At 69.9% G+C, this 23,855-nt stretch carries 26 protein-coding genes; 13 read left to right on the forward strand and 13 right to left on the reverse strand.

Annotated features, from left to right (window positions below; all coding sequences use genetic code 11):
• Positions 1-50: 50 nt before the first annotated feature.
• Together KF837_32495 and KF837_32500 are read left to right on the forward strand one after the other, a co-directional pair.
• Positions 51-380: a hypothetical protein gene (locus tag KF837_32495; protein ID MBX3232092.1), complete on the forward strand. Its 330-nt coding sequence runs from the start codon at positions 51-53 to the stop codon at positions 378-380.
• A 24-nt stretch (positions 381-404) separates the two neighbouring features.
• Positions 405-1,568, forward strand: a complete 1,164-nt coding sequence (locus tag KF837_32500; GenBank protein ID MBX3232093.1) for a hypothetical protein — start codon at positions 405-407, stop codon at positions 1,566-1,568.
• Positions 1,569-2,163: 595 nt separating this feature from the next.
• On the opposite strand, the gene KF837_32505 is transcribed toward KF837_32500, so the two are convergent.
• From KF837_32505 to KF837_32520, 4 genes are read right to left on the reverse strand one after another with little or no spacing between them, the layout of a single operon-like run.
• Positions 2,164-2,316, reverse strand: coding sequence for a hypothetical protein (locus tag KF837_32505; GenBank protein ID MBX3232094.1), 153 nt, complete (start codon positions 2,314-2,316; stop codon positions 2,164-2,166).
• On the reverse strand, positions 2,313-2,837 hold the full coding sequence (locus KF837_32510; GenBank protein MBX3232095.1) for an MmcQ/YjbR family DNA-binding protein: 525 nt from the start codon (positions 2,835-2,837) through the stop codon (positions 2,313-2,315). The genes KF837_32505 and KF837_32510 overlap by 4 nt, the downstream gene beginning before the upstream one ends.
• Before the next feature lie 7 nt (positions 2,838-2,844).
• A complete protein-coding gene (locus KF837_32515) occupies positions 2,845-3,177 on the reverse strand; it encodes a hypothetical protein (protein MBX3232096.1) in 333 nt (110 codons plus the stop codon).
• Entirely contained in the window at positions 3,174-4,625 is a 1,452-nt protein-coding gene (locus KF837_32520; GenBank protein ID MBX3232097.1) for a cyclic nucleotide-binding domain-containing protein, read from the reverse strand. Before KF837_32520 ends, KF837_32515 begins: the two co-directional genes overlap by 4 nt.
• Positions 4,626-4,673: 48 nt before the next feature.
• Here KF837_32520 and KF837_32525 point away from each other — a divergent pair, with 48 nt between their 5' ends.
• Positions 4,674-5,552 carry a hypothetical protein gene (locus KF837_32525; protein MBX3232098.1) on the forward strand — a complete coding sequence of 293 codons (879 nt, stop codon included), beginning with the start codon at positions 4,674-4,676 and terminating at the stop codon, positions 5,550-5,552.
• On the opposite strand, the gene KF837_32530 is transcribed toward KF837_32525, so the two are convergent.
• Together KF837_32530 and KF837_32535 are read right to left on the reverse strand one after the other, a co-directional pair.
• Positions 5,536-6,132, reverse strand: coding sequence for a hypothetical protein (locus KF837_32530; GenBank protein ID MBX3232099.1), 597 nt, complete (start codon positions 6,130-6,132; stop codon positions 5,536-5,538). The two genes, KF837_32525 and KF837_32530, sit on opposite strands and share 17 nt — an antisense overlap.
• 18 nt (positions 6,133-6,150) lie before the next feature.
• Entirely contained in the window at positions 6,151-7,401 is a 1,251-nt protein-coding gene (locus KF837_32535) for an ATP-grasp domain-containing protein (protein ID MBX3232100.1), read from the reverse strand.
• 58 nt (positions 7,402-7,459) lie between these two features.
• Here KF837_32535 and KF837_32540 point away from each other — a divergent pair, with 58 nt between their 5' ends.
• Positions 7,460-8,287, forward strand: coding sequence for a zinc-dependent peptidase (locus KF837_32540; GenBank protein ID MBX3232101.1), 828 nt, complete (start codon positions 7,460-7,462; stop codon positions 8,285-8,287).
• On the opposite strand, the gene KF837_32545 is transcribed toward KF837_32540, so the two are convergent.
• Positions 8,217-8,621 carry a GFA family protein gene (locus KF837_32545; protein MBX3232102.1) on the reverse strand — a complete coding sequence of 135 codons (405 nt, stop codon included), beginning with the start codon at positions 8,619-8,621 and terminating at the stop codon, positions 8,217-8,219. The two genes, KF837_32540 and KF837_32545, sit on opposite strands and share 71 nt — an antisense overlap.
• A gap of 90 nt (positions 8,622-8,711) precedes the next feature.
• On the opposite strand from KF837_32545, the gene KF837_32550 reads away from it, so the two are divergent.
• From KF837_32550 to KF837_32560, 3 genes are all read left to right on the forward strand, one after another.
• Positions 8,712-10,223, forward strand: coding sequence for a hypothetical protein (locus KF837_32550; protein MBX3232103.1), 1,512 nt, complete (start codon positions 8,712-8,714; stop codon positions 10,221-10,223).
• Between the two features lie 60 nt (positions 10,224-10,283).
• Positions 10,284-11,018: an SGNH/GDSL hydrolase family protein gene (locus KF837_32555; protein MBX3232104.1), complete on the forward strand. Its 735-nt coding sequence runs from the start codon at positions 10,284-10,286 to the stop codon at positions 11,016-11,018.
• Between the two features lie 69 nt (positions 11,019-11,087).
• Entirely contained in the window at positions 11,088-11,516 is a 429-nt protein-coding gene (locus tag KF837_32560; GenBank protein ID MBX3232105.1) for a hypothetical protein, read from the forward strand.
• Between the two features lies 1 nt (position 11,517).
• Here KF837_32560 and KF837_32565 read toward each other — a convergent pair whose 3' ends face one another.
• From KF837_32565 to ggt, 4 genes are all read right to left on the reverse strand, one after another.
• Complete coding sequence (locus KF837_32565) at positions 11,518-12,108, reverse strand: glycoside hydrolase family 104 protein (protein ID MBX3232106.1); 591 nt, start codon at positions 12,106-12,108, stop codon at positions 11,518-11,520.
• A gap of 32 nt (positions 12,109-12,140) precedes the next feature.
• Positions 12,141-12,893, reverse strand: a complete 753-nt coding sequence (locus tag KF837_32570; GenBank protein MBX3232107.1) for a hypothetical protein — start codon at positions 12,891-12,893, stop codon at positions 12,141-12,143.
• A gap of 99 nt (positions 12,894-12,992) precedes the next feature.
• On the reverse strand, positions 12,993-13,193 hold the full coding sequence (locus KF837_32575) for a hypothetical protein (GenBank protein ID MBX3232108.1): 201 nt from the start codon (positions 13,191-13,193) through the stop codon (positions 12,993-12,995).
• A gap of 65 nt (positions 13,194-13,258) precedes the next feature.
• On the reverse strand, positions 13,259-15,064 hold the full coding sequence (ggt, locus tag KF837_32580) for a gamma-glutamyltransferase (protein MBX3232109.1): 1,806 nt from the start codon (positions 15,062-15,064) through the stop codon (positions 13,259-13,261).
• Between the two features lie 175 nt (positions 15,065-15,239).
• Here ggt and KF837_32585 point away from each other — a divergent pair, with 175 nt between their 5' ends.
• Positions 15,240-16,058 (forward strand): hypothetical protein, encoded by an 819-nt coding sequence (locus tag KF837_32585; GenBank protein MBX3232110.1) that lies wholly within the window; start codon positions 15,240-15,242, stop codon positions 16,056-16,058.
• Positions 16,059-16,848: 790 nt separating this feature from the next.
• Here KF837_32585 and KF837_32590 read toward each other — a convergent pair.
• The gene (locus KF837_32590) at positions 16,849-17,955 is read right to left on the reverse strand and encodes an MBL fold metallo-hydrolase (protein MBX3232111.1); all 1,107 of its coding nucleotides are present in this window, start codon (positions 17,953-17,955) and stop codon (positions 16,849-16,851) included.
• 96 nt (positions 17,956-18,051) lie between these two features.
• Here KF837_32590 and KF837_32595 point away from each other — a divergent pair, with 96 nt between their 5' ends.
• From KF837_32595 to KF837_32615, 5 genes are read left to right on the forward strand one after another with little or no spacing between them, the layout of a single operon-like run.
• Positions 18,052-18,978, forward strand: a complete 927-nt coding sequence (locus KF837_32595) for an ABC transporter ATP-binding protein (protein ID MBX3232112.1) — start codon at positions 18,052-18,054, stop codon at positions 18,976-18,978.
• Positions 18,975-19,736 (forward strand): ABC transporter permease, encoded by a 762-nt coding sequence (locus tag KF837_32600; protein ID MBX3232113.1) that lies wholly within the window; start codon positions 18,975-18,977, stop codon positions 19,734-19,736. The genes KF837_32595 and KF837_32600 overlap by 4 nt, the downstream gene beginning before the upstream one ends.
• 20 nt (positions 19,737-19,756) lie before the next feature.
• A complete protein-coding gene (locus KF837_32605; GenBank protein ID MBX3232114.1) occupies positions 19,757-21,055 on the forward strand; it encodes a serine/threonine protein kinase in 1,299 nt (432 codons plus the stop codon).
• Positions 21,056-21,113: 58 nt separating this feature from the next.
• Positions 21,114-22,787, forward strand: a complete 1,674-nt coding sequence (locus KF837_32610; GenBank protein ID MBX3232115.1) for a DNA mismatch repair protein — start codon at positions 21,114-21,116, stop codon at positions 22,785-22,787.
• Positions 22,787-23,017: a hypothetical protein gene (locus KF837_32615; GenBank protein ID MBX3232116.1), complete on the forward strand. Its 231-nt coding sequence runs from the start codon at positions 22,787-22,789 to the stop codon at positions 23,015-23,017. The genes KF837_32610 and KF837_32615 overlap by 1 nt, the downstream gene beginning before the upstream one ends.
• A 12-nt stretch (positions 23,018-23,029) precedes the next feature.
• Here KF837_32615 and KF837_32620 read toward each other — a convergent pair whose 3' ends face one another.
• Positions 23,030-23,743 carry a hypothetical protein gene (locus KF837_32620; protein ID MBX3232117.1) on the reverse strand — a complete coding sequence of 238 codons (714 nt, stop codon included), beginning with the start codon at positions 23,741-23,743 and terminating at the stop codon, positions 23,030-23,032.
• Between the last annotated feature and the right edge of the window lie 112 nt (positions 23,744-23,855).

A 23,855-nucleotide genomic window follows, 5' to 3' on the forward strand; every position in this document is an offset into this window, starting at 1 on the left:
GCGGCGTCGGGAACACTGGAGGGGCGATGATTGGATCGAGGCTATCGAGCATGTTCGCTCTCGGAGCGGCGGTGATCGCCGCGTGCTCCAGCGGCGGAGAGCCGACCGGAAGCACGTGCCCGGAGGGATCGACGCTCACGTATGAGACGTTCGGGCGATCGTTCCTCGAGACGCATTGCACGAAGTGCCACTCGGCCGCGGGCCGCGGAGAGTCGCCGGCGCTCGACTCCGTCGCCAACGTGCGCGCGAACGCGACGAGCATCGACTCCGCCGCCGCGGCGGGACCGAAGGCGACGAACACGGAGATGCCGGAGGACTCCGACGTCGCGGAGGCGGAGCGCCGGAAGCTCGGAGAGTGGCTCGCCTGTGGCGCGCCGTGAGTGCCTCGGAGATACTCGCGATGCATGAACGGAGAAGAAGCCGTCTACGAGATGCTCTGGGACTGCAAGTACTGCGGTCAGAAGAAGCTCCTCGGCGTCACGCATCGCTTCTGCGCCGGCTGCGGCGCGCCGCAGGATCCGAACGCGCGCTACTTCCCGCCCGACCACGAGAAGGTCGCGGTCAAGAACCACCCGTACGTCGGCGCCGACGTGGTGTGCCCGTCGTGCCGGCAGCCGATGTCCCGCGCCGCCAAGTGCTGCACGAACTGCGGCGGCCCCATCGACAAGGGCGCCGAGGTCGCGCGCCAAGCCGACGTCGTCGTCCCCCCACCCGGCGGCTATCCGCCGGGTGCCTATCCGGCCGGTGCTCACGCACCCGGCGCTCACGCACCCGGTGCCTATCCGCCCGGTGCTCACGCACCCGGTGCCTATCCTCACGGCGCCTATCCGCCCGGTGCTCACGCACCCGGCGCCTATCCGCAGCAGCCCTTCAGGAGCGCGGCGCAGGGCTTCCAGCCCGCACCGCCGAAGAAGAGCAGCGCGGGACTGATCCTCGGCATCGTCGGCGGCGTCTTCGCGCTACTCCTCGTGCTCGTCCTAGTCGCGGTCTTCTGGAAGCGTGAGGCCGCGCTCGCGGTGACGGGCCATTCGTGGGAGCGGAGCATCCGGATCGAGCGCTTCGAGAACGTCCGCAAGAGCACGTGGTGCGACGAGATCCCGGCCGGCGCGCGCGTCGTCTCACGCCGCCGCGAGCAACGTGGCACGAAGAGGGAGAAGGACGGCCAGACCTGCTCGACGCGCAAGAAGGACCTGGGCAACGGCTCGTACAAGGAGGTGAGGGAGTGCACCGACAAGTACAAGGAGACTCCCGTTTACGACGACAAATGCGATATCGACGTAACGGAGTGGCGCACCGCCCGCACCGCGACCGAGAAGGGCGCGAGCGTCAGCGACACCCCACGCTGGCCCGTAACGAAGGTGACGGGAGGCACGTGCCTCGGCTGCGAGCGCGAAGGCTCGAAGACCGAGAAGTACACAGTCCTCTTCACCGACGCCAAGTCGAAGGACGCCGCCTCATGCGACCTCCCACAAGCAAAATGGTCCACCTTCAAGGTCGGCTCGAAGTGGAAAGGCCAAGTCCGCGTCATGACCGGCGGCGTCGACTGCAACGACCTCATCGCGCAGTAGCGGCCCCGCTCGCGCAACGCCCGACACGCCGAAGCTCGCGCCCGCGAGCGAGAATTGCACAACCTCGGTTGTGCATCTCGTTTCGCAACCCAGGTTGTACAACAGCTCCAACTCGCGCGACGCTCGACACACCAACAGCTCGCTCCGGCGAGCGAGAACTGTACAACCTCGGTTGCGCACCCCAACTCCACAACCCAGTTGTGCAACGACCCCGCTCGCGCAACGCTCGACACGCCGAAGCTCGCGCTCGCAAGCGAGGACTGCACAACCTCGGTTGCGCACCCAACTCCACAACCCAGGTTGTGCAACGACTCCAGCGCGCGCAACGCCCGACACGCCGAAAGCTCACGCCCGTAAGCGAGGACTGCACATCCTCGGTTGCGCATCCCAATTCACCCCCAGGTTGTGCAACGACTCCAGCACGCGCACCCCCCGACGCACCGAAGCTCGTGCCCACGAGCGGATTGCACAACCTCGGTTGCGCATATCGATTACACAACCTGGGTTGTACAAACGCCCGAGGAGCACGGCATTCGGAGACTCACGATCGCGAGCAGGCGCCCTCCTCGCCGCTCGGCGCGGCGGAGCCCGGAGTCTAGCGACCCCGCTTCACGTTCGCCGTCTTCGCCGCGACCTTCGCCATCGCCGCACCCTTCGCCGGAGACGCGACCTTCGCCATCGCCGTCACCGCACCCTTCGCCTTCGCCGCGACCGTCGCCTTCGCCACGCCCTTCGGCTTCGCCGTCACCGCGACCTTCGCGGCGCCGCGACCTTCGGCTTCGCCGGCGCCGCGCCCTTCGCCGGTGCTGCACTCTTCGCCGCGACCTTCGCTGGCGTCGCGACCTTCGATTTCGCCGCGACCCTCCCCTTCGCCACGCCCTTCCCCTTCCCCTTCGCCGAGCCCTTCCCCCTCGCCGCGACCTTCGCCTTCGCCGCGACCTTCCCCTTCGCCGTGACCTTCGATACGAGGGTGTATGCGTCCTCGAGGAGGGCCCTCATCACCGTCGCCGTGACCTTTGCGAGGTGGGCGTAGGTCCAGCCGCTGCGGCCCCAGGCGCCGGCGGCGGGGGCGAATTGGCCGGCGAAAGACTCGTCGTCGATGAGCGTCAGCTGGAGCTCGAGGGGGAGCTTGAAGGACGCCTTCGTCTCGTCCTCGGTCAGGCTTGCGAAGATCTTCCCGCCCACGCGGAAGTCCGCGTGGCCCATGTGCGAACCCTCCTCCGTGTTCGGGAGCGAGAGGGCCAGCTTGCGGAACTGGGCGGCGTTCATCGAGCCCTCAATCGCACTGGCACGCGTTCGCGGTCTGGCCCGCGCCGGAGCCGAAGACGGCGCCCTTCGCCTTCCCCAGCGCCGTGCACATCCCGCTGCAGTCCGCCGCCGCGACCGTGCCCGTGCCCGCGTCCCCGCCCGCGCCCCCGCCGCCCTCGCAGAAGCAGTTGATCTCGTGCGGGTACACGTTCGCGCGGCCGCTCGCGAAGCCCGACTTCGTGCACAGGTCCGTGCACGAGCCGGCGGCGTCGCCCGCCGGCTTGTCGTCGTCGTCCGACGAACATGCAACGAGAGCAGCGACCAGGACACCGACGACGGTGAGAGACGAGACGAGCTTCATCCCAGCCGCTCTAGCACGGCCACCACCTGCTCGGGGCTCCGCTCGCACAGCTTCTGCAGGCGCGCGGCGTCGAAGAACGCGATCGTGGAGCCCGCGCGCGCGACCGCGTCGAAGGGGGGCGCGATGCGGTGGATCGCGTCGCGGACGCCGTAGAACGTGTCCGGCTCGATCACGTTCGACGGCGTCTCCTGATGCTCGCCCTCGTAGAGGCCGATCGAGCCGCGCGCGACCAGGCAAGCCACGTCCGGGATCTCGTTCGCGGTCAGGATGACGGTGTCCTCGTTGAAGGTCGCGAGGCGCTGGATGCAGGAGAGCATCTCGTCCCGCACCTGCACGTCGAGCTGGCCCATCGTCTCGTGCATCGAGAAGAACGAGTCGATGCGGTGCATCTGCTTCGTCTGCGCGATGCGGAGGCCGAACGGCAGGTCCTCGTCCATCGCGGCGCGGACCGCGGCGGCCGGGAGCGTCCACACCTCGCTCACGCGCTCCGCCTTCAGCGTCGCGGTGCAGCGCCGGGGGGACTCGGCGGTGCCCATGACCGACGACTCGCCGAGGAGCCAGCCCGGGAAGCAGCAGCGGACGAGCCACGACCCGCCCTCCGGCTTCTCGAGCCACACGCCGAGGAGGCCGCTCTTCACGACGAACACGTTCTTCGAGGGCTCGCCCTCCGCCACCAGCGTCTCGCCCGGCGCGAGCGTGCGCAGCGTCATCGCGGCGGCGAGCTTCGTGCGGACCTCCTCCGGCAGGCCGGCGAAGCTGCGCGCGTCGAACACCGAGTCGAGCGGGCGCAGGCGCGCGCGGCTCTGGTCGAGCAGCGTGTGCACCGGCGACGTCGCGAACTCCTCGCGGCCGATGAGCTCGAGCTCCATCGCCGCCGCCTTCTCCAGCGCCGGGAGATCGAAGCGGTCCGCGAACTCGCGCGCCGACGCCTCGAGGTAGCCGCGCGCGAGGGCGGGCTCGCCGAGCTTCACCTCGACCTCCGCCATCTTGAAGAGCGTCGCGCCCTGCTGATCGTGATCGGAGAGCAGCCGCGGCAGGAGCTCGCGCGCGGTATGGAGCGAGGCCTCGTCGCCCTTCTCGAGCGCGGACTCGATCTGCGCCTCGATCGGCGCGTCGAGCTCCTCGAGCATCGAGAGCGCGCTCTCGCTGCTCGGCGCGTCGCCGAAGTCGGCGAGCTCGTCGGGCACCGCCGCGAGCACGAACTTCTTCGCGTTGCGCGCCGCCTCGACGACGTGATCGGCGGTGAGCTTCGGCGTCATCGTGCCGTTGTCCTCCACCGTCAGGTCGGCGACGTGGAGGACGCCGCTCGGCGCGGCCAGCACCACCGTCACGACCCACGCGTCGCCCACCACCCGTCGAACGCGCCGCACGTCGCGCACGTCGAGCATACGCCCGAAGGTCGGACGCAGCGCGTTCGAGACCGTTCGCCACACCTCTTCACGCGTCACGACTCGAGCATATCGGCGTGGAGCATTTCATGCATCTTTCCGGCGTCGATGTCGTCGTTCGCCGTTCCGCTCTGGGCCTGGGGCCTTTTTGCGGCCGTCGTCGTCGCCAGCCTCGCGATCGACCTCATCCAACATCGCGGCGACCACGCCGACAGCCGGCGCCGCGCCCTGATCTGGAGCGGGATCTGGATCGGCGTCTCGCTCCTCTTCGCGGGCTTCGTCGCGCTCCAGCTCGGCGCGCCTGCGGCGCAGGAGTTCGTCACCGCGTGGCTCGTGGAAAAGAGCCTCAGCGTCGACAACCTCTTCGTCTTCCTCGTCATCTTCCGCCGCCTCCGCGTCCCGCGCGAGCAGCAGCACAAGGTCCTCTTCTGGGGCATCATCGGCGCGTTCGTGACGCGCGGCCTCTTCATCGCCGCAGGCTCCGCCGTGCTCGAGCGATGGCACGCCGCGACCTACGTCCTCGGCGCCTTCCTCGTCTTCACCGGCCTGAAGACGCTGGGGCACGGTCGGGAGGCGCGGGACGAGAAGGAGAGCAAGGTCGTCACCTTCGCGCAGCGCTACGTCTCGGCGCCGCTCCTCGTCCCCATCGTCGCGATCGAGCTCTCCGACATCATGTTCGCGATCGACTCGATCCCCGCCGTGTTCGCGATCTCACGCGATCCGTTCATCGTCTTCACGTCGAACGTGTTCGCGATCCTCGGGCTCCGCGCGCTCTACCTCGTCCTCGCCGACGTCGTCGCGAACCTGAAGTACCTCCACTACGGGCTCGGGACGCTCCTCGTCTTCGTCGGCGCGAAGATGATCGCGGGGCACTGGGTGCACGTCCCGAACTGGGCGTCGCTCGCGACCACGGTCGCGATCCTCACCGCGGCCGTCGTCCCGAGCCTCGTCCACCGCCGCCGCGTCGAAGCTACCGGCACGAGCTGACGGAGCAGCTGCACGACGCGCCGCAGCTCACCGTCGCTCCGGTGCCGCTCCCGCTCGAGCACGTCGCCTTGCACTCCTGGAGCCCGCAGTTCATCGTGAGGCCGGTGCACGAGTCCCCGCTGCAGGTCACCGTGCAAGGCTGCTCCGCCGGGCACTGGAGCTTCGCGCCGTTGCAGGAGTCGTCCTCGCACGTGAGCGCGCACGGCTTGCCGAACGGGCAGGCGAACGCCGAGCCGTTGCACGAGCCCCCGCCGCACAGGATGTGGCACACGCCGTCGTCGCAGCCTCCGCTGCACGCCGGAGGGCAGCCCGGAAGCGGCGGGAGCGGCTTCTTGCAGCTGCCGCCGCCGCTCGACGACGTCGACGACGACGTGCTGCTCCCGCCGCTGGACGACGTGGAGCTCGTCGAGGAGCTCCCGCCGCCGTCCTCGCGCTTCCCGCCGTCCTCCTCCTTCTCGTCTTCGGAGTCGGCCTCCGCGCCGGAGCCCGCGGCGTAGTCGTCGAGGTCCCACCACGCGCACGCGGAGCCGGCCGTCACGACCAGCGCTGCGAGCGCGAGAACTCCCCCGAGCCGTGTCATCGCCTCAGTCTACCGCGCTCAGCCGTAACGGATCTGGACGTTCTCGACGAGCGAGATGAGCGCGTTCTTCACGTCCTCGGTCGTCGCGCCGCGCACCGTCGCGCGGCCCTCGCCCTCGTAGCCGGCCGCTCGCGCCATGCCGACCTTCGGCGTGCGGAACTCGACGAGCGCGTCGCCCGCGTCGGCGATCGCCTTGTCGATCCCCTCGACGCTGACGATGCGGTCGCCGCGACCCTGACCGCGGAAGAACGCGGCGCCGGCGGACCACTTCCGCTTCTTCGGCGTGAACTCCTCGACCGCCATGAGGCGCGCCCAGTCGTGGAAGAAGTCGGTCTCGTGCGCGATGCTCATGAGCGGCATGATCATGACGCCGGGCGGACGCGCGCCGACCTCGTTCACGAGCGCGGTGCCGTCCTCGCGGAGGAACCACTCCATGTGCGTGAGCGACGTGCCGGCCGCGGTCTTTGCCCAGCGCCCGAAGAGCGCGTCGAGGGCGGCGGCGTTGATCGGCGCGAACTTCTCGAACTCGGGGAGGTCCTCCTCGCGCGGGAGCATCACGCAGTACTGCATCCACGCGTTCTCGAGGACCTCGAGCGGCGTCGGGAAGTAGCGCGTCCCGGAGCGCCACACCGGCTTGCCGCGCACGGTGACGGTCTCGCACGTGTGCTCGCGCGCGCCGACGACGAACTGCTCGCACTGGAGCGGCCGCTCTTGCGTCGGCGTCACGCCCTGCTCCTCGAGCGCGGCGAGGTCCTCCGCCGACGTGATGCGGTAGGTCCCGCGCGTGCCGAGCCCGGCCTGCGGCTTCACGATGACGGGGTAGCCGACCTGGTCGATGAACTTCCGCAGCGCCTCGGGCGACGTCGCGAGGCCGCTCTTCGCGGTCGGCACGCCGTGCTCGCGGAAGACGTCCTTCATCCGGTCCTTGTCGCGGAAGTTCCGCGCGACCTCGCCGTTGATGCCCTCGATCCCGAGCTCGTCGCGGACGTGGGCCATCGGGATCTGCAGCTGCTCGAGGACGCCGACGAGGCGGTCGACCTTGCCGATCCCCTTGCCGAGCGCGCGCGTCGCGACGAGGAGCTGCTCCGGATCGAGCGGGTCGCTGACGCGGTAGTGGCCCGTCACCCGCGACCTGAGCGCGCGCGGGATCGAGCTCGCCGGGTCCTGGCTGATCACGCTGAACGTGATGTCTTCGATGTTGCAGAAGCCTTCGACGTAACGGTTCGTCGTCTCGAGGAAGAGCGGCGCGATGAACACCACGTGCGTCATGGGCCGCGAGATATCACATCGCGGCGCCGCGGAGGGAGCCCCGTAGTAGGCTCGCCGCGTGTTCCGCCGCTTCAAGCGCTGGCTGCGGGAGCGAAACCCGAAGCCGTTCCCGCCGGAGTGGAACGCGATCGTCGAGCGGAACGTGCCGCTCGTCGCCGCGCTGCCGGAGGAGGACCGCGCCGAGCTCGACAAGCTCGTGATGACGTTCCTCGACGAGAAGCACTTCGAGGGCGCGGGCGGCTTCGAGATCACGGACGAGGTGAAGGTCACGATCGCCGCGCAGGCGTGCCTCCTCCTCATCCGTCGCGACACCGACGTGTACCCGGACCTCGAGACGATCCTCGTCTACCCGAGCGCGTACACCGCCAAGTCGACGCGGCGCGAGGGCTACGTCGTGATCGAGGAGCGCGTCGATCGCCTCGGCGAGTCGTGGGACCGCGGCGTCGTCGTCCTCGCGTGGGACTCCGTCCAGAGCGGCACGACGAACACGAGCGACGGCCACAACGTGGTCCTCCACGAGTTCGCGCACCAGCTCGACGCCGAGGACGGCGACATGGACGGCGCGCCCGCCCTCCACACGCGCGCGCGCTACGCGACGTGGGCGGCGGTCCTCGGCGCCGAGTACGAGGACCTCGTCGCGAAGGTGCACGCCGGCCGCGGCTCCGACATCGACGACTACGGCGCGACGAGCCCGCCCGAGTTCTTCGCCGTCGTCACGGAGATGTTCTTCGAGAAGCCGCGACAGCTCCGGGCGAGGCACCCGGAGCTCTACGCGACGTTCGCCGACTTCTACCAGCAGGACCCCGCGGCGCTGCTCACGCGAGCGCCCACGGCTGATCGCGCGGACCCGCCGCCCAGTTGTCGTGACGGCCGTCCCAGTACGTGACGCGCACGTCGATCGGGTCGACCTCGTCGAGGGTGAGGTAGTTCACCGACGCGAAGTCGCCGCCGAGCTCGGCGAGGTGACCGCGGCCGAAGCAGTGAACGCCGCAGTGCTTGCAGAAGTAGCGCTTCGAGGTCTTCGCGCCCCACTCGTAGGTCGCGAGCGCGTCCTCGCCCCGGAGGACCACCAGCTCGTGCGGCCTGATGATGCCGCCGAGCACGCCCGTCTTCATGCAGACGGTGCAGTTGCAGCGGCTGGCGTGTGATGCCTCGAGGAGCGCCTCGTACCGAACCGCGCCGCAGTGACAACCGCCCGTGTGCTTCGTCTTGGTTTCCATGAGAGACACCCTACCGATCGACGATGACAGCTTTATGTCATATTTGATCCGCGCTGGCCGAGGTCCCGGAGGCGCGCGATACTTCGAGGGATGTCGCGGGCGAAGGTCGGAGCTGCCGCGCTCGCGTTGCTCCTCGCGTGCGGCGACGATCCGGCGCCCGCCCCCGCGCCGCCGGCCGCCGCCGGCGAGCCCGCGCCGATCGAGCCCGACGCCGCGCCCGCCGTCGCAGAGGCGTGCACGACGCTGCCGCGCACGTTCGCGCAGCGCGCCGACGCGTACTTCCACGTGTTCCCGACCGAGACGGCGGCGATCCGCACGTTCGAGCGCTACCTCCCGCAACGGCGCTGGCGCGCGCCGGGCAGCGTCGCGCATCGGCGCGCGCAGGCGGCGGCGAACGCGGTGTTCGGCGCGTACCAGACGCTGTACCCCGACGCGACGAAGGGCCTCGACGTCGCGCCGATCGCGATCATCCAGGAGACGCCTTCGCCGAACGCGTTCGTGATCGCGGGTCGTGTCTACCGCGAGGTCGGCGGCCACCAGACCGCCCTCTACGTCCTCGTCTTCACGAGCGGCTACGTCGAGGGCGCGAACGACGCGGAGCTCCAGCTCATCGCCGCGCACGAGATGGGGCACCTCCTCCTCCGCAACGGCGACCGGGAGTACTTCACGCCGATCCACTACCGCGAAGGCACGAACCTGTTCGGCGAGTACGAGACGAACGATCCCGAGGTCGCGGAGATCGCGCAGGAGATCGGCCTCCTCGGCGACCGCGTCGGGCAGCTCACGGAGCGGGAGTTCAACGGCTACCCCACCGACGTCGGCACCGCGAAGACCGACGGGCTCGCGGGGCCGCGCTACGGCCGCTACCTCCGCTACGTTCACGACGCGGAGGGCCGCACCGGTCCGAAGGCCGACGACTGCGATGCCGCGCGCGACGTCGCGCAGCAGATCGGCGCGCTCGTGTTCCGCTCGGGTCACCTCTCGCGCGATCAGTCGACGTTCGATCTCGGGACCGACGCGGCGAGGCTCGACGGGCTCACGACGCAATACTGGCAGCTCGAGGCGAGCTGCCTCGCGCACGTGACGATGAGCTACCGCGACCTCGTCCTCTACGCGAAGCGCGACGCGGGCGAGGATCCGAACGCCGCGACGCGCCTCGCCGCGATCGGCGCCGACGCCGCCGCGCTCGACGCGTACCTCGAGATCTCCCCCGCCGAGGCCGCCGCCGACGCGACCGCGCCCGATCGGAACATCGCGGAGAAGGTCGCCGCCCTCGGCGTGGCGGCGCAGGGGCAGCTGCGCGTCGACCTCGCGAACCCCGAGGTGAGCCGCATCCGCGTGTTCACCGCGGAGGACGACGCCGACTCCGCCGCGGTGCGCATCGGGAAGATCCTCGCGATCGATCCGGGCGCGCTCGCGACGAAGCTGCTCTCGACCGAGGACGCCGAGTACGCCGCCGACTGCAACGAGAAGCTCGCGCGCGACGTGACGCCGGCTTACGGCGGCTTCATCGACGTGCACCACGGAACGTGCTGGCGCATCTTCCGCGGCCAGAAGCTCGCCGCCGCGCTCGAGACCTGCCCCGAGACGTGGCCTCGCTAGAGCAGCGAAAAGCAGCAAAAAGGAGACACGGCAGGCCTCTCGAGGTACGTTCGTGTCGGCGTGTATCCTTCCAACACCTACATCTTGTTTTTGCTCGTGTTTCTGATCGCGGGCTGCTCGTCGAAGAAGGAGGCGCCCGACGGGACGGCGGCGTCGGCGTCGGCTTCTCCTCTTGTTGCGGTCCCGCCCGTCGTCGATGCCGCACCGCCTCCGTCGCCGGAGCCGCCGGAGCCGCCGAAGATCGCGAAGAAGCACCTCCGCGTGCTCCACACCGGCGACTCGATGGTCGGCGGCGGGCTCTCGCGCGCGCTCGGACCGAAGTTCGTCGCCGACGGCGCGAAGTACTTCCGCGACGTCATCGAGAGCGGGACGATCCACGATTTCTCGCAGAACGATCACCTGCCGAAGCTCCTCGCGAGCACGAAGCCGGACCTCATCGTCATCAGCCTCGGCGCGAACCACGTCCCGCATTTCATCGACATCGAAAAGGAAATCGGGCCGTACGTGCCGAAGCTCATCAAGCGCGTCGAGAAGATCGACTGCATCTGGGTCGCCCCCCCGATCTGGAAGCCGCACCAGCAGAAGTTCAACGACTGGCTCAAGGACCACGTCGCGCCCTGCAAGTTCTACGACGCGACGAGCGAGGAGCGGCACCTCGAGATCGCGCGCCGCGAGGACAAGATCCATCCGAACGAGAAGGGCGGCGAGGTCTGGGCCGACGACTTCTGGAAGTTCTACAAGGAGGGCGAGGGCCAGTTCTTCCTCCTGCCCGACGCGGGCGCCGCCGCGCCCTGAGCCACGGAAATCAGGAAATCGTCCGCGGGTTCCTGGACGACGGCGCACTTTCTGCTACACGTGCCACAAATGCGCCTCCTCGCGATCCTCGCCTTTGGTTCGATGGCTGTGGCCTGCGCCTCGTCGACGACGAACGCGGTCGGAACGACGACGGTGACCTCGAGCGAGGTGGCGGAGCCCGAGTCGCGCGAGTCTTCGCCGCGCGCCGAGGAGCCGACCGGCCAGCGCGTCTGCCGGACGACGAACATCCACGACGGCACGACGGAGCTCTTCCTCGATTGGAAGAAGGGCAGCGCGACGGGTCTGCTTCGTCGCACCGCGCCGAGCGGCGTCGTCACCGAGCAGAAGGTCAACGCCGAGCGCGTGAAGGGCAGCATCATCGCTGACGACGTCCACTCGCAGGACCTCGCCGTCCACGCCGCGCAGGTCCGCGACCACAAGGGCCGCACGTACATGCGCCTCGGCGAGTCGAAGAGCGGCTGGTTCCCCTGCGAGTGATCTAGCAGCCGGCGAACGAGCAGTACTTCGCGCGCGTCCGGGAGAGGCTCACCGTCGGCTGACCGTACGGTGAGAAGGGCAGCGACGCCCACTCGTACGAGATCTTCTTCATCGTGTTGGAGAACTCGGTCGCGGTGAGGGCGCGCGTCGTCGGGAGCGTCACGCCGCGGCGCGAGATGAGCTTCATCGCGCCGAGGTCCTGGTTCTTCGGGTTGAAGGTCGAGTAGCCGAGCGTGTTCCAGGTCCGGTTGAGGAACTGGTAACGGCCCGCCGCCGTCGACGTCCATCCGCCGCCGGTGATCGCGATGTTGGGGTGGCGGTTGCAGCTCGAGAAGCAGCGGTGCGTGTACATCGTGTTGTACCCGTCCTGCCCGCACGTGCCGGCGGTGCCCTCCGTGAAGGCGATCGTGTTGAGCATCGCCTTGTGCTTCGCGGCTACGGCGCCGGCGGCGATCGACGGCGCGCACGTCGGCGCGGAGAGCTCTGCTTCGGTCGAGTCGACGTCTTCCTCGACCTCCTCCGCCGGGATGGTGCAGCCCGCGAGGAACAGCGCGGACGTCAAGCCGAGGCTGAACAGGGTCTTGGTCATCATGCTCTTTCGCCTTCCTTCTTCTTCGTCTTCGTTCATCGTCCGAGGTCGCCGCGCGCGTCGGCCGCGGCGGCCCTCGCCTCTTCTTGGAGCTCGCGCTCGAACGCGTCGGCGCTCGGCTCGAGCTTCGCGACGCGCGCCGCGAACCGCTCCACCGCGGGCAGCGCGCGCTTGTCGCCGATCGCGGCGAGGCGCTGCGCGGCCGTGGTCTGGAGCGGGAGGTCGAGCATGCCGTCGCGATCGAGCGCGTCGACGAGGGCGTCGACCGCCGCGTCGCCGCCGAGATCGCCGAGCGCCTCGACGAGGTTCACGACGTTGCCGCTCGCGTCGCGCGTGTCCCGCTTCGCCTCCTCGCCGAGCCAGCGCGCGAGCGTCTTGCCCGCGAGCGCGTGCTCCGCGGGACCGCCCTGCGCCGCGAGGCTCGCGACCGCATGGATGATCGCCGGCGCCGCCTCGGGCTCGCTCGCGAGGTCCGCGCGCGCGAGCACCGGCAGCGCGGCGAGGTCCCCTTCTCGCACCGCGGTCTCGATCCCGTCGAGCCGCGCGACGATGTCCGCGTCGAGCGTCACCGCGCTGAGCGTCGTCGTCCCCACCGCGACGCGCTCCGCCGTCTTCACCACCGCCGGCGCGATCGCGCTCGCTCCCTCTTCACGCTGGCCGACGTTCGGCGCGCTCACGAGCGTCGCGGTCGCGCGCATCGAGCGCGAGCGCGCGACGACGGTCACCGCCGTCGCGGCAGCGATCCCGGCGACGACGAAAGCGATGACGATGGAACGACGGGCGCGCATCTCGGCGCGCGAAGTGTCGATCGGATCGCGCGAACGCGATCATCTCTTCCATCGTCCAAATTGGATTTCAGAATGCGCGCGCTGTGTTGATGCCGATCGTCAGCAGTCGCCGGTCGGGAGCCCGACGAGCTCCTTCACGTCCTCGCACGGGAGCCCCGTCTCCGCGTGGAGGATGCGCGCCGCGGTCACGAGGAGCGCGTCGCGGTGCTCGGGACGCGCGGAAGACGCCGCGCGCAGCGCTTGCCGCGCGCTCGGCGAGACGTGATCGGAGTGCATCAGGATCGGCGCCATGGACATCATCGGTGGACCTCTTCTTCGTTCCGATGCTGCTCGCCTCTCCCCGTTTCTGTCGGTGATCCGACAGATCACGGTGCGGACGCGAGTCCTCCGACGCGCCGCGGCTCGGCGACGCCCACCCACTCCGCTCCTTCGCGTCCGATGCCGGGCGCGTCGGCGAGGTGGCCGCGCTCCTTCAACGTGTAGCCCATCGCTTCGAGCGATGTGCGCGTGTCCGGCGCGAGGCCGTTGGCCTCGAAGATGACCTCGTCGGGGAGGTGCTGCATGTGGAAGCGCGGCACGCTCACCGCCTTCCCGATGTCGAGCCCGAAGTCGACGACGTTCGAGAGCTCCTGGAAGACCGACGTGATGATGGTGGGCCCGCCCGCGGCGCCGAGCACCATCTCGATCTTCCCGTCGGCGCCGCTCACGATCGTGGGCGACATCGACGAGAGCATGCGCTTGCCGCCTTGGATCGCGTTCGCCTCGCCTTGCACGAGCCCGAACCCGTTCGCGGTCCCCGGCACCGCGGCGAAGTCGTCCATCTCGTTGTTGAGGAGGAAGCCGCCGCCCTTCACCGTGACGCCGGAGCCGTACCACCAGTTGACCGTCGTCGTGAGCGCGACCGCGTCGCCGTTCGCGTCGACGACCGAGAAGTGCGTCGTGTGCGGCCCCGTCCCGCTCGCGGGCCCGGTCGCGATCTCGGACGACGGCGTCGCCTTGTCCGGCTTGATCGTCGCGCGCTGCTCCTGTGCCCATTTCTCGGAGAGCAGCTCGTCGAGCGGCATCTTCACGAAGTCGGGATCGCCGAGCTTCGCGTTGCGCGCGGCGTACGCGCGGCGCATCGCCTCGAAGAGGTAGTGGAGCGCCTCCGGCGACTGGGCGCCCATCTTCCCGAGCTCGTAGCCCTCGAGGATGTGCGCGATCATCGCGATCGTCACGCCGCCCGACGACGGCGGCGGCATCGAGACGATCTTGTGGCCGCGGTAGGTGAGCTCGATCGGCTTCCGCCACTTCGCCTTGTAGCCCTTGAGGTCGGCGGCGGTGATGAGCCCGCCCTCCTCCTTCATCTGCTTCACGATCGCGTCCGCGGTCGGCCCCTCGTAGAAGCCGCTCGGCCCCTTCACGATTCTCTTGAGCACCACCGCGAGGTCGGGGTTCTTGAAGAGGGTCCCCTTCGCGAGCGCCTGCCCGTTCGGGAAGAACAGCGCCGCGGAGACGGGGTGCTTCATGAGCCGCTTGCCGGCCTGCTGCTCGAACGTCCCCGCGAACCCTTCGTCGATCGGGAACCCCTCCTCCGCGAGCTTGATCGCGGGCGCGAGCAGCTCGGCCCACGTCTTCTTCTTCGATCCGAGCTTCTGATAGAGCTCCCACAGCCCCGCGACGCTGCCGGGCACGCCGACCGACTTGATGCCCTCGCGCGCCTCGGGCTTCGGCTTGCCGTCGGGCGAGAGGTACATGTCGCGCGTCGCGGCCGCGGGCGCGGTCTCGCGGAAGTCGAGCGCCTTCACGTCGCCTTTGATGCGCGTGACCGCGAAGCCGCCGCCGCCGATGTTGCCCGCGGTGGGGTACGAGACCGCGAGCGCGAACGCGGTCGCGACGGCGGCGTCGACCGCGTTGCCGCCGGCCGCGAGCACGTCCCGCCCGACGTTCGACGCGACCGCGTTGTCGGTCACGACCATCCCCTTCGCGCTGCGCACGACGACGGGCGTCGCGTACGGCCAGGGCTTCGCGACCTTCGCCGCCGCGGCGTCGTCGGCGCCGGCGTCGGCGAGCACGACGGGCGGCGCGACCGCGGTCGTCGGCGGAGGCGGCGGAGGCGGCGGTGCCGGCGGGCTCCCGGCGCAGCCGAGGAACAACGAGAGGAGCAGCCCGCGAGCGAGGACGTGACGCATGGGCGATGAAGGCTAGTACGCCGTCACGCCGCCTACACGCGCCCTGATGGACAGCGATCGATCCGAGATCGTCCGTCCCGCATTCGCCTACAGACGGAATAATCCAGAACTAGCGGACTTCGTAGCCGTTGGCGGCACGCGAATTACGGCATGACGGTTGCTTTGCAGTCTCACCATGCGGTCGCTTCTGGCCCTGGCGCTCATGATGGTCGTGGCGGTGGTGGGGTGCACCGCGCCCTCCATCGGCGAGTATCCGAGCGCCGACCGCAAGGCTCCGAAGCGCTCGCAGAAGGCGACGGACGTCGACGCGGAAGACGACGAAGACGACGAAGGCGACGATACGCCGGGCAAGGGCTCGACGAGCTCGGCGGCGACGGGGCCGACCACGCCGGCGGAGACGGGTCAGGCGCTCACGATCGCGTCGACCGGCGGCGGTCAGGGCGACGTCACGTGCAACGGCGGTCCGTGCACGGCCACGTTCGCGGCGGGCTCCACGGTGACGCTCGCGGCGGCGCCGAAGCCCGGCTCCTTCTTCTCCGGCTGGACCGGCGGCGGCTGCACCGGCAGCGGGCCGTGCTCGTTCACGGTCGGCGGCGCGGCGCCGAGCGCGAAGTTCGAGACGTTCACGGGCGACTGGGTCGGCACCTACCAGAACAACCGTCCGAACGGCGGCTGCAACTTCCAGAACTCCGGCAACGTCACGCAGGCGATCGGCGGCGCGCCCGGCGCGTACACCGCCGCGGTGACGGCGATGAACGGCCTCGAGATCCGCAACCTCAACGGCTGCGGCCTCGTCGATTCGCGCACCGGCACCGCGCCCGCTCAGTCGGCGACGATCGACGGCGACACCGTCACGGGCGTGTGGAACGTGCAGGTCGCCGGCATCGGCGGCACGCTCCCGTTCCCGTTCACCGCAAAGCTCACCGGCAACAAGCTGACCGGCACCTGGACCTGCCCCAACTGCACCGGCGGCTTCGAGCTCACGAAGCAGTAAGGCGCTCACGCAGCCAGCCGCCGGCGACGATGCTGGGTTGGCCGTGATGCTGGGGTGGGCCGGGCTGGCTGGGTTGTGGACTCGGCTCGCGATGGACGCGGCCGCTGGGGCTGGTTGTGGGCCGCTGGGGGCTGGGTTGTGGACTCGGCGATGGAGCCGTACCTGGGACGCGGCCGCGATGCGTAGCGGAACGGCAGATCCTCGCGACGCCGCATACCGAAGACATCACAGCGAACTGGAGAGTCGTGCGCGCTAAGAAAAACGCACGCAGACACCGCATCGCACACAGACGCGCCGCGCACGCAGACCCCACGTCACGTTTCGCACACGCAGACACCGCCACGAGACGTCGCGCCGCGCACGCAGGCGCCGCGTCGCAGGCGCAGTCCGCAGACGCGTCGCGCACGCCGCCACGCACACAGACGTCGCGCCGCGCACGCAGCCGCCGCGTCGCGCACGCAGACCGCGCCCGCAAGACGCCACGCACGCATCTGCCGCGTCGCGCTCGCAGACGTCTGCCGCGTCGCGCTCGCAGACGTCTGCCGCGTCGCGCTCGCAGACGTCTGCCGCGTCGCGCTCGCACGCGTTGCCGCGCGCCGTGCTCGCACGCGTCTACCGCGTCGCGCACGCAGGCGTCTGCCGCGTCGCGTTCGCACGCAGCTGCCGCGCCGACCGGGGCCCCAGAAGCGGCCGCGAAAGCGGGCGCGAAGCGCCCCGGCGTCTTCGCCGGGCCGTGTCTGGGGCGGGGGTGTCGGGGGCGGAGCCCCCGACGTTGGGTAAGAGACCCCGATCAGGGGTCAATCGAGAAGTCGTCGAAGAACTGCTCGGTCGACGGCGCTACGGGGCCGAGGGACTGGGCCTGCTGGGCCTCGAGCTCGACGTGCGCGCCGGTCAGCTCGAGGTGGCGCTCCGTCGGGTGGAAGCGGGTGCCGTAGCGGTAGAACGACGCGGCGCCGGTGCCCGGCTTCTTCTCGATGTGCGTGCCGAACACGTGCTTGACCGGGCGGACCGGCTTGCCCTGCGCGTCCGTCTCCTTGATCCACGCCGCGAGCTTGGCGGTGCTCTTGCGGAACGTGCCCCAGTCCTGGATGAAGATGTGGCCCGGGTAGAGCGTGTCGCCCGTGAGGAGGAGCTGCGAGCCGTGGTCGTAGAGCGCGACGTGCGACGCCTCGTGGCCCGGGATCGGGAGCACGTCGACGACGCGATCGCCGAGGTCGATCGAGCCCGCGTTGTTCGGCCAGTTCGTGAGGCCGAAGAAGCTCGCCACGTCGGCGGGGCGGAGGCCCGCGACCTTCGTGTACGGGAGCGGCGTGCCATCCGCGTTCTTGAACTGGTAGTCGCCCGAGACGTGATCGCCGTGCGAGTGCGTGTGCGAGACGAGGAGCTCGATCGAGTCGCGCGTGCGCGGCGAGCCGTCCTCGTTCGGGTGCGCCGCGAGCCACTCGCCGATCATCGCCTCGATGGTGTTCCGGATCGGGAAGAGCTGCGTGAACAGCGCCCTCGACATCCCTTGCGCGATCGAGCCCGTGTCCTGGATGAGGACCTTCTTCTGACCGAAGAGCACGTAGATGAAATTGCCCTCGAAGTTGAGGCACTTGTTCTCGCGCAGGATGAACGTGTTCGCGTTCAGCTTGAACTTGTAGATGCTCGGATCGGAGTTCTGGAAGTTCTGGCAGTCCGCCGAGCCGCGGTTCGGCCACTGGACCGGGAGCTCCGCGTCCTCCTCGACGACCGGAACGACCGGCTCGCCCTCGCCCGTCCCCGGCTCGCCGCCCGGCGTGCCTTGCTTCACCTGATCCGCGCTCGCCGCGGTATCGTCGGCGACGCCGGTGGAGCAGCCAAGAAGGAGAAGGCCAATCGCGGCCGAGGACGCACCGAGGCGCTTGAGCGTGAGCATGGGCGACGCCTTACGCCCTGATGTACCCACGTGCCAGGTGAATGTGTGCCCCACCCTGTCTCGCGTGGGTCTCACCCTCGTAAGTGACTGAAACCAATGGATCCAATCATCTCGATCAAGAACATCGACAAGACGTATGCGTCAGGATTCCGCGCCTTGAGGGGCGTCTCCCTGGACATCCGGCGAGGGGAGATCTTCGCCCTCCTCGGGCCGAACGGGGCCGGCAAGACGACCCTGATCGGCATCACCTGCGGCACCGTGAAGGCGACCGGCGGCACCGTGCTCGCCGACGGGCACGACATCGTGAAGGACTACCGCGCCGCGCGCTCGAAGATCGGCCTCGTGCCGCAGGAGCTCTCGACCGACATGTTCGAGACCGTCCTCGCGACGGTGACGTTCAGCCGCGGCCTCTTCGGCAAGCCGAAGGATCCGGCGCACGTCGAGAAGGTGCTCCGCGACCTCTCGCTCTGGGAGAAGCGGAACGACAAGATCATGACCCTCTCTGGCGGCATGAAGCGGCGCGTCCTCATCGCGAAGGCGCTCTCGCACGAGCCGAGCATCCTCTTCCTCGACGAGCCCACCGCCGGCGTCGACGTCGAGCTCCGCCGCGACATGTGGACGATGGTCCGGAAGCTCCGCGAGAGCGGGGTCACCATCATCTTGACGACGCACTACATCGAAGAGGCCGAGCAGATGGCCGACCGCATCGGCGTCATCCGCAAAGGTGAGCTCGTCCTCGTCGAGGACAAGAACGTCCTGATGAAGAAGCTCGGGAAGAAGCAGCTCACGCTCTTCCTCCGCGGCCCGATCGAGGCCGTGCCGCCGCCGCTCGAGCGCTTCGGCCTCGAGCTGACGAAGGACAAGGACGCCCTCGTCTTCACGTTCGACGCGCAGGGATCGGGCATCACCGAGCTCGTCGCCGCGCTGCCGAGCGCGGGCATCGAGCTCAAGGACCTCCAGACGAAGGAGAGCTCGCTCGAGGAGATCTTCGTCGACCTCGTCGAAGAGAAGGCGGCGTCGTGAACGTCTACGCGATCCGCGCGATCTACCTCTTCGAGATGGCGCGCACGTTCCGCACGCTCATGCAGAGCATCCTCGCGCCCGTCATCTCGACGTCGCTCTACTTCGTCGTGTTCGGCTCCGCGATCGGGTCGCGCATGACCGACGTCGAGGGCGTGCAGTACGCCGCGTTCATCGTCCCCGGCCTGACGATGCTGTCGATCCTGAACGAGAGCATCTCGAACGCGTCGTTCGGCATCTACATGCCGCGCTTCTCGGGCACGATCTACGAGGTGCTCTCCGCGCCGATCTCGTGGCTCGAGATCGTCATCGGCTACGTCGGCGCCGCCGCGTCGAAGTCGATCCTGCTCGGCACGATCATCCTCCTCACCGCGCGCCTCTTCGTCCCCTACTCCGTCGCGCACCCGGGGTGGATGATCGCGTTCCTCGTCCTCACGTCGGTCACGTTCAGCCTCTTCGGGTTCATCATCGGGCTCTGGGCCGACGGCTTCGAGAAGCTGATGATCGTGCCGATGCTGATCGTGACGCCGCTCACCTTCCTCGGCGGCAGCTTCTACTCGCTGAAGATGCTCCCGCCCTTCTGGCAGAAGGTCACGCTCGTGAACCCGGTCGTCTACCTCGTGAGCGGCTTCCGTTGGAGCTTCTACGACACCTCCGACGTCAGCGTGAGCATCAGCCTGGCGCTGACCGCCGTGTTTCTCGTGGGTTGCCTCGTCGCCGCACGCGCGCTCGTGACCAGCGGCTACCGGCTCAAGTCCTGAGATGTGCTAAGCACCTCGACATGGAACCGGGCGGGACCCTCGGCAACGGTCGCTACGTCGTCCGCGGCGTCCTCGGCGAGGGCGCGCAGGGCATGACGTTCGACGCGGCCGACGAGCAGGGCCGCCCCGTCGCGATCAAGCGCTTCGACGTCCGCGGCGCGAAGGGCTGGAAGGACGTCGAGCTCGCCGAGCGCGAGACGCGCGTCCTCTCCACGATCGATCACCCGCTCGTCCCGCGCTACATCGAGCACTTCGAAGAGGACGGCGCGCTCTTCCTCGTCATGGAGAAGGTGGAGGGCGAGACCCTCGAGGCGATCCGCAAGCGCGAGGGCGCGCTCTCCGAGGACGAGGTCCGCCGCTTCCTCGCCGACGCGGACCGCGCGCTCACGTACCTCCACGGCCGCGCGTCGCCGATCGTCCATCGTGACATCAAGCCCCGCAACGTCGTGCGCCGGCCGAACGGCTCGTACGTGCTCGTCGACTTCGGCGCGGTGAGCGAGCTGCTCCAGCGCCGCGGCGGCAACAGCACGGTGGTGGGGACGATGGGGTTCATGGCGCCGGAGCAGTTCCAGGGCCGCGCGATGCCGGCGACCGACGTGTACGCGGTGGGCGCGACCGCGCTCGCGTGCCTCGCCGGCGCCGATCCCGACACGCTCCCGCATCAAGGCCTCAAGGTCGACGTGCGCGCCGCGCTCGGGAGCCGCGTCAGCCCCACGATGCTCACCTCGCTCGAGCAGATGCTCGAGCCCGATCCCGATCGCCGCGCGCAGAACCTCGGCGCCGCGATCGATCAGGTCCGCACCTCGATCTCGCATCAGCCGGCGCCGATCCACCGCGTCGAGCGCGTGCCGTCCGCGCCGCCGCCGCCGATGCCTCATCCGGCCGCGATCTACTACCCGCCGCAGCGCGACCCGCGCGAGGACGACCTCGTGAAGTCGCTCCGGCGCCTGCTCTGGGTGCTCTGGGGCCTCGGCTGGATCATCGTCCCCGTCATGCTCAGCCAGCTCCGCCTCCAGCGCAGCGTGCCGATCGTCATGTTCGGCGGGCTCGCGCTCGTGTTCATCCTGACGTGGCACAAGGGCGCCGCGATCCGCGCGCTCCTGCGGAAGATGGGGTGGAGCCCGGCCGCCCAGGCGGCGCCACCGCCGGCGATGCTGCAGCATCCGAGCGTTCCCCCGGTCCACCACCGCGTCGACGCCGGGCCGCCGGCCCAGGTCCGCGTCCACACCACGGAGCTACAGCCCGATGAGCTCGGGAAAACGGAACGAACGAGCACGCGGACTTCGGTGGCGGCGGGTCAACGAGCGTCGCGGTCGTGATTCGAGCGGTCGTGACGCGGGCGGGAACATCCCGGCGGAGGGGCTGTCCGCGGAGGACATGCTCGCCGAACAAGAGCTCACGCGCGCCCGCCCCTCCGTGAGCGTCCGGGCGCCGGAGCCGAAGCCGCACGTCCCCGATCTGCTGCACCCCGAGCCGATCGGGCGGATCGACGTCGAGCAGACGCGCCTCTCGCTCGCCCTCGCGTTCGCCTCCGGCGTCACCGGCGGCGTCTTCTCCGAGGCGCTCGAGAACGCGAGCGTCGCGGAGTCGACGTGGGAGCCGGCGTCGTTCGCGAAGGACCTCTTCCTCGCCGAGCTGGTGGCGCTCTGCTTCAAGATCACGATCGACGGGCGGCCGCATCCGGTCGCGAAGAAGCACCTCGTCCGCCTCCTCGCGCATCCGCCGAAGGACGTCGCGGCGGTGAAACATCGGCGCGCGGTCCTCGCGGAGCTCGCGGCGCAGCCGGCGCTGCGGTCGGAGCTCGAGCGGCTCTACGTCCTGCTCTGCCGCCTCCGCTCGCTCCTCGACGCCGCGAGCGACGCGGGGAAGTGGGACCCGAACCGCCGCCACCTCGACATCCTCGGGGTGGTGAAGGAGGTCTTCGACTGCGCGGCGGAGGGCTTCCTCGGCGCGAAGTCGGGGCTCAGTCGCCTCGCCGCTTTCGGCCGTCGCGTCCAGGAGGCGGAGCCGTACCGCTCGCTCGCCGACCTCCTTCGCTACGACGAGCGCCTCGCGACGATGAGCCTCAAGATCCAGGTCGGCGCCGACGGCAAGGTGCGCGGCTTCGAGGTCGTCGCAGTGCAGGAGGACGACAAGAACCCGTTCGTGCAGTCGCCGTGGCGGCGCTGGCTCGCGAAGCTGGAGCTCTTCGCGCGCGGCTACAAGCTCTCCGATCAGGAGGTGATGGCGCGCCTCATCGACGCGGTGTTCGACGGCTTGCAGGAGGACCTCGTCCCGCTCGTGCAGCTCCTCGGCGAGATCGAGTTTTACCTCGGCGCGCTCGGCCTCGCCGACGCCGCGCGCGCGGCCGGCCTCGAGATGTCGCTCCCCGAGCTCGTGAGCGCGGGCGAGCCGCGGCGGCTCGAGGGCCTCTTCAACCCGCTCCTCCTCGCGCACGGCGTCCAGCCGGTGCCGTGCGACGTGCGCGGCGATCACCACGCGTCGACGGTGCTCGTGACCGGCCCGAACTCGGGCGGCAAGACGCGGCTCCTCCAGTCGCTCGGCCTCTCGCAGCTCCTCGCGCAGTCGGGCCTCTTCGTGCCGGCGCGCGCGGGCACGTGCGCGATCGTCCCCGGCCTCGTGATGTCGCTCATCGAGGAGGCGCGCGCCGATCAGTCCGAGGGCCGCCTCGGCACCGAGCTCGTGCGGATCCGCGACCTCTTCGAGCGCCTCCCGCCCGGCGCGATGGTCATCCTCGACGAGCTCTGCTCCGGCACGAACCCGTCCGAGGGGGAGGAGATCTTCGAGCTCGTCGTCGAGATCCTGGGCCGCCTCGAGCCGCAGGCGTTCATCACGACCCATTTCCTCGCGTTCGCGGCGCGCCTCGAGCGCGAGAAGGCGATCCCGGATCTCCGCTTCCTCCAGGTCGAGCTCGGCGAGGGGCAGCGCCCCACGTATCAGTTCGTCCCCGGCGTCGCGACGACCTCGCTCGCGGGCCACGCCGCCGCGCGCCTCGGCGTCACGCGCGAGGAGCTCCTCGCGCTCGTCGACCGCAACAAGGGGCGCGGCTGATGCCGACGCTCCTCGTCAACCGCAAGATGCACCCCGCCCTCGCCGCGCGCGTGGAGGCCGCGGTCACGGGCGGGCGGCCCGTCCGCGGCCGCCCGCGCCCGGCCTTCACCGCGCTCGTTCGTATCGCCTTTTTCGTCACAATTGCGATATTCGTCTGGGCAGTCGCGACGACGAAGAAGCCGCCCGCGCGGGGCGCACCGAAGCCCGCGCCTGCGCTGACGGCTCGGTGACGGGTCTTCCGCTCACCCGGTCGGGCAGATCTCGGCGATATAGGCGTCGCACTCCTCCGTGAGGCGGTCCATGTCGTCGAGCTGCTGCTGGTGACCTCGGTCGGTGGCGGTGCCGCCGAAGCAGCGATCGATCACCTCCTGCCGGGCGGCGCGGCACTTCGCGTATTCGTTGCGTCGCCCGGTCAGGCCAATGCAGATCGCCGCGCCGCCGCCGCTCGAGCGCACGAGGGACTCGCAGCTGTTCGGGAGGTTGTCGCAGGCGATGCCCTTCCTGCGCGCGAGGTCGCGGTGCTCGGCGGGCGTGCACGTGAGCTCGCTCTCGGCGGCGGGCGCGGCCTCCTCTTCCGCGGCGCTCTCGATCTGCGACTCGACCTCGCCGCACACGAGGTAGGTCGCGCCGGCGGTGAGGAGCGCCGCGAGGCCGGAGAGGGTCGCGGCCGCCGCCGGCGCGAGGCACACGACGGAGCCTGCCGCCGCGACGCCGCCGCTCGCGACCGTCACCGCCGCGGCGCCCACCGCGCACGTCCCCGTCGCCGTCGCCGAGTACACCGTGACCGCGACCGTCGCGCCCGCGGCGCTCGCGAGCACCTCGCACGTCGAGAGCTCCGAGGTCGTCTCGCCCTTCGGCTCCTCCACGACGGGCTCCGACGAGCACCCCGTCCCCGCCGCCACCATGCCTCCCACGATCACTGCGCCCACGAGCCTCGACCAGGAGCGATTCGGCATCGCGGCGCATCTCTGCAACGCCCGAGCCGGGCAGGATGATCCAATGGCGACAATGACTTACGAGGGCAGGATCCAGCGATCTGCCCTGTAGCCAGGACACCGCCGCGCCTGC

The organism is Labilithrix sp., from assembly GCA_019637155.1.
Lineage (GTDB): Bacteria > Myxococcota_A > Polyangia > Polyangiales > Polyangiaceae > Labilithrix.

Excerpts from the sequence above, each read along its gene's own strand:
- KF837_32495 (MBX3232092.1), top strand. The coding sequence starts at position 51 with ATGTTCGCTCTCGGAGCGGCGGTGATCGCCGCGTGCTCCAGCGGCGGA.
- KF837_32500 (MBX3232093.1), top strand. The coding sequence starts at position 405 with ATGAACGGAGAAGAAGCCGTCTACGAGATGCTCTGGGACTGCAAGTAC.
- KF837_32510 (MBX3232095.1), bottom strand. The coding sequence starts at position 2,837 with ATGAACGCCGCCCAGTTCCGCAAGCTGGCCCTCTCGCTCCCGAACACG.
- KF837_32515 (MBX3232096.1), bottom strand. The coding sequence starts at position 3,177 with ATGAAGCTCGTCTCGTCTCTCACCGTCGTCGGTGTCCTGGTCGCTGCT.
- KF837_32525 (MBX3232098.1), top strand. The coding sequence starts at position 4,674 with ATGTCGTCGTTCGCCGTTCCGCTCTGGGCCTGGGGCCTTTTTGCGGCC.
- KF837_32530 (MBX3232099.1), bottom strand. The coding sequence starts at position 6,132 with ATGACACGGCTCGGGGGAGTTCTCGCGCTCGCAGCGCTGGTCGTGACG.
- KF837_32535 (MBX3232100.1), bottom strand. The coding sequence starts at position 7,401 with ATGACGCACGTGGTGTTCATCGCGCCGCTCTTCCTCGAGACGACGAAC.
- KF837_32545 (MBX3232102.1), bottom strand. The coding sequence starts at position 8,621 with ATGGAAACCAAGACGAAGCACACGGGCGGTTGTCACTGCGGCGCGGTT.
- KF837_32550 (MBX3232103.1), top strand. The coding sequence starts at position 8,712 with ATGTCGCGGGCGAAGGTCGGAGCTGCCGCGCTCGCGTTGCTCCTCGCG.
- KF837_32560 (MBX3232105.1), top strand. The coding sequence starts at position 11,088 with ATGCGCCTCCTCGCGATCCTCGCCTTTGGTTCGATGGCTGTGGCCTGC.
- KF837_32565 (MBX3232106.1), bottom strand. The coding sequence starts at position 12,108 with ATGATGACCAAGACCCTGTTCAGCCTCGGCTTGACGTCCGCGCTGTTC.
- KF837_32570 (MBX3232107.1), bottom strand. The coding sequence starts at position 12,893 with ATGCGCGCCCGTCGTTCCATCGTCATCGCTTTCGTCGTCGCCGGGATC.
- KF837_32575 (MBX3232108.1), bottom strand. The coding sequence starts at position 13,193 with ATGATGTCCATGGCGCCGATCCTGATGCACTCCGATCACGTCTCGCCG.
- ggt (MBX3232109.1), bottom strand. The coding sequence starts at position 15,064 with ATGCGTCACGTCCTCGCTCGCGGGCTGCTCCTCTCGTTGTTCCTCGGC.
- KF837_32585 (MBX3232110.1), top strand. The coding sequence starts at position 15,240 with ATGCGGTCGCTTCTGGCCCTGGCGCTCATGATGGTCGTGGCGGTGGTG.
- KF837_32590 (MBX3232111.1), bottom strand. The coding sequence starts at position 17,955 with ATGCTCACGCTCAAGCGCCTCGGTGCGTCCTCGGCCGCGATTGGCCTT.
- KF837_32595 (MBX3232112.1), top strand. The coding sequence starts at position 18,052 with ATGGATCCAATCATCTCGATCAAGAACATCGACAAGACGTATGCGTCA.
- KF837_32605 (MBX3232114.1), top strand. The coding sequence starts at position 19,757 with ATGGAACCGGGCGGGACCCTCGGCAACGGTCGCTACGTCGTCCGCGGC.
- KF837_32610 (MBX3232115.1), top strand. The coding sequence starts at position 21,114 with ATGCTCGCCGAACAAGAGCTCACGCGCGCCCGCCCCTCCGTGAGCGTC.
- KF837_32615 (MBX3232116.1), top strand. The coding sequence starts at position 22,787 with ATGCCGACGCTCCTCGTCAACCGCAAGATGCACCCCGCCCTCGCCGCG.
- KF837_32620 (MBX3232117.1), bottom strand. The coding sequence starts at position 23,743 with ATGCCGAATCGCTCCTGGTCGAGGCTCGTGGGCGCAGTGATCGTGGGA.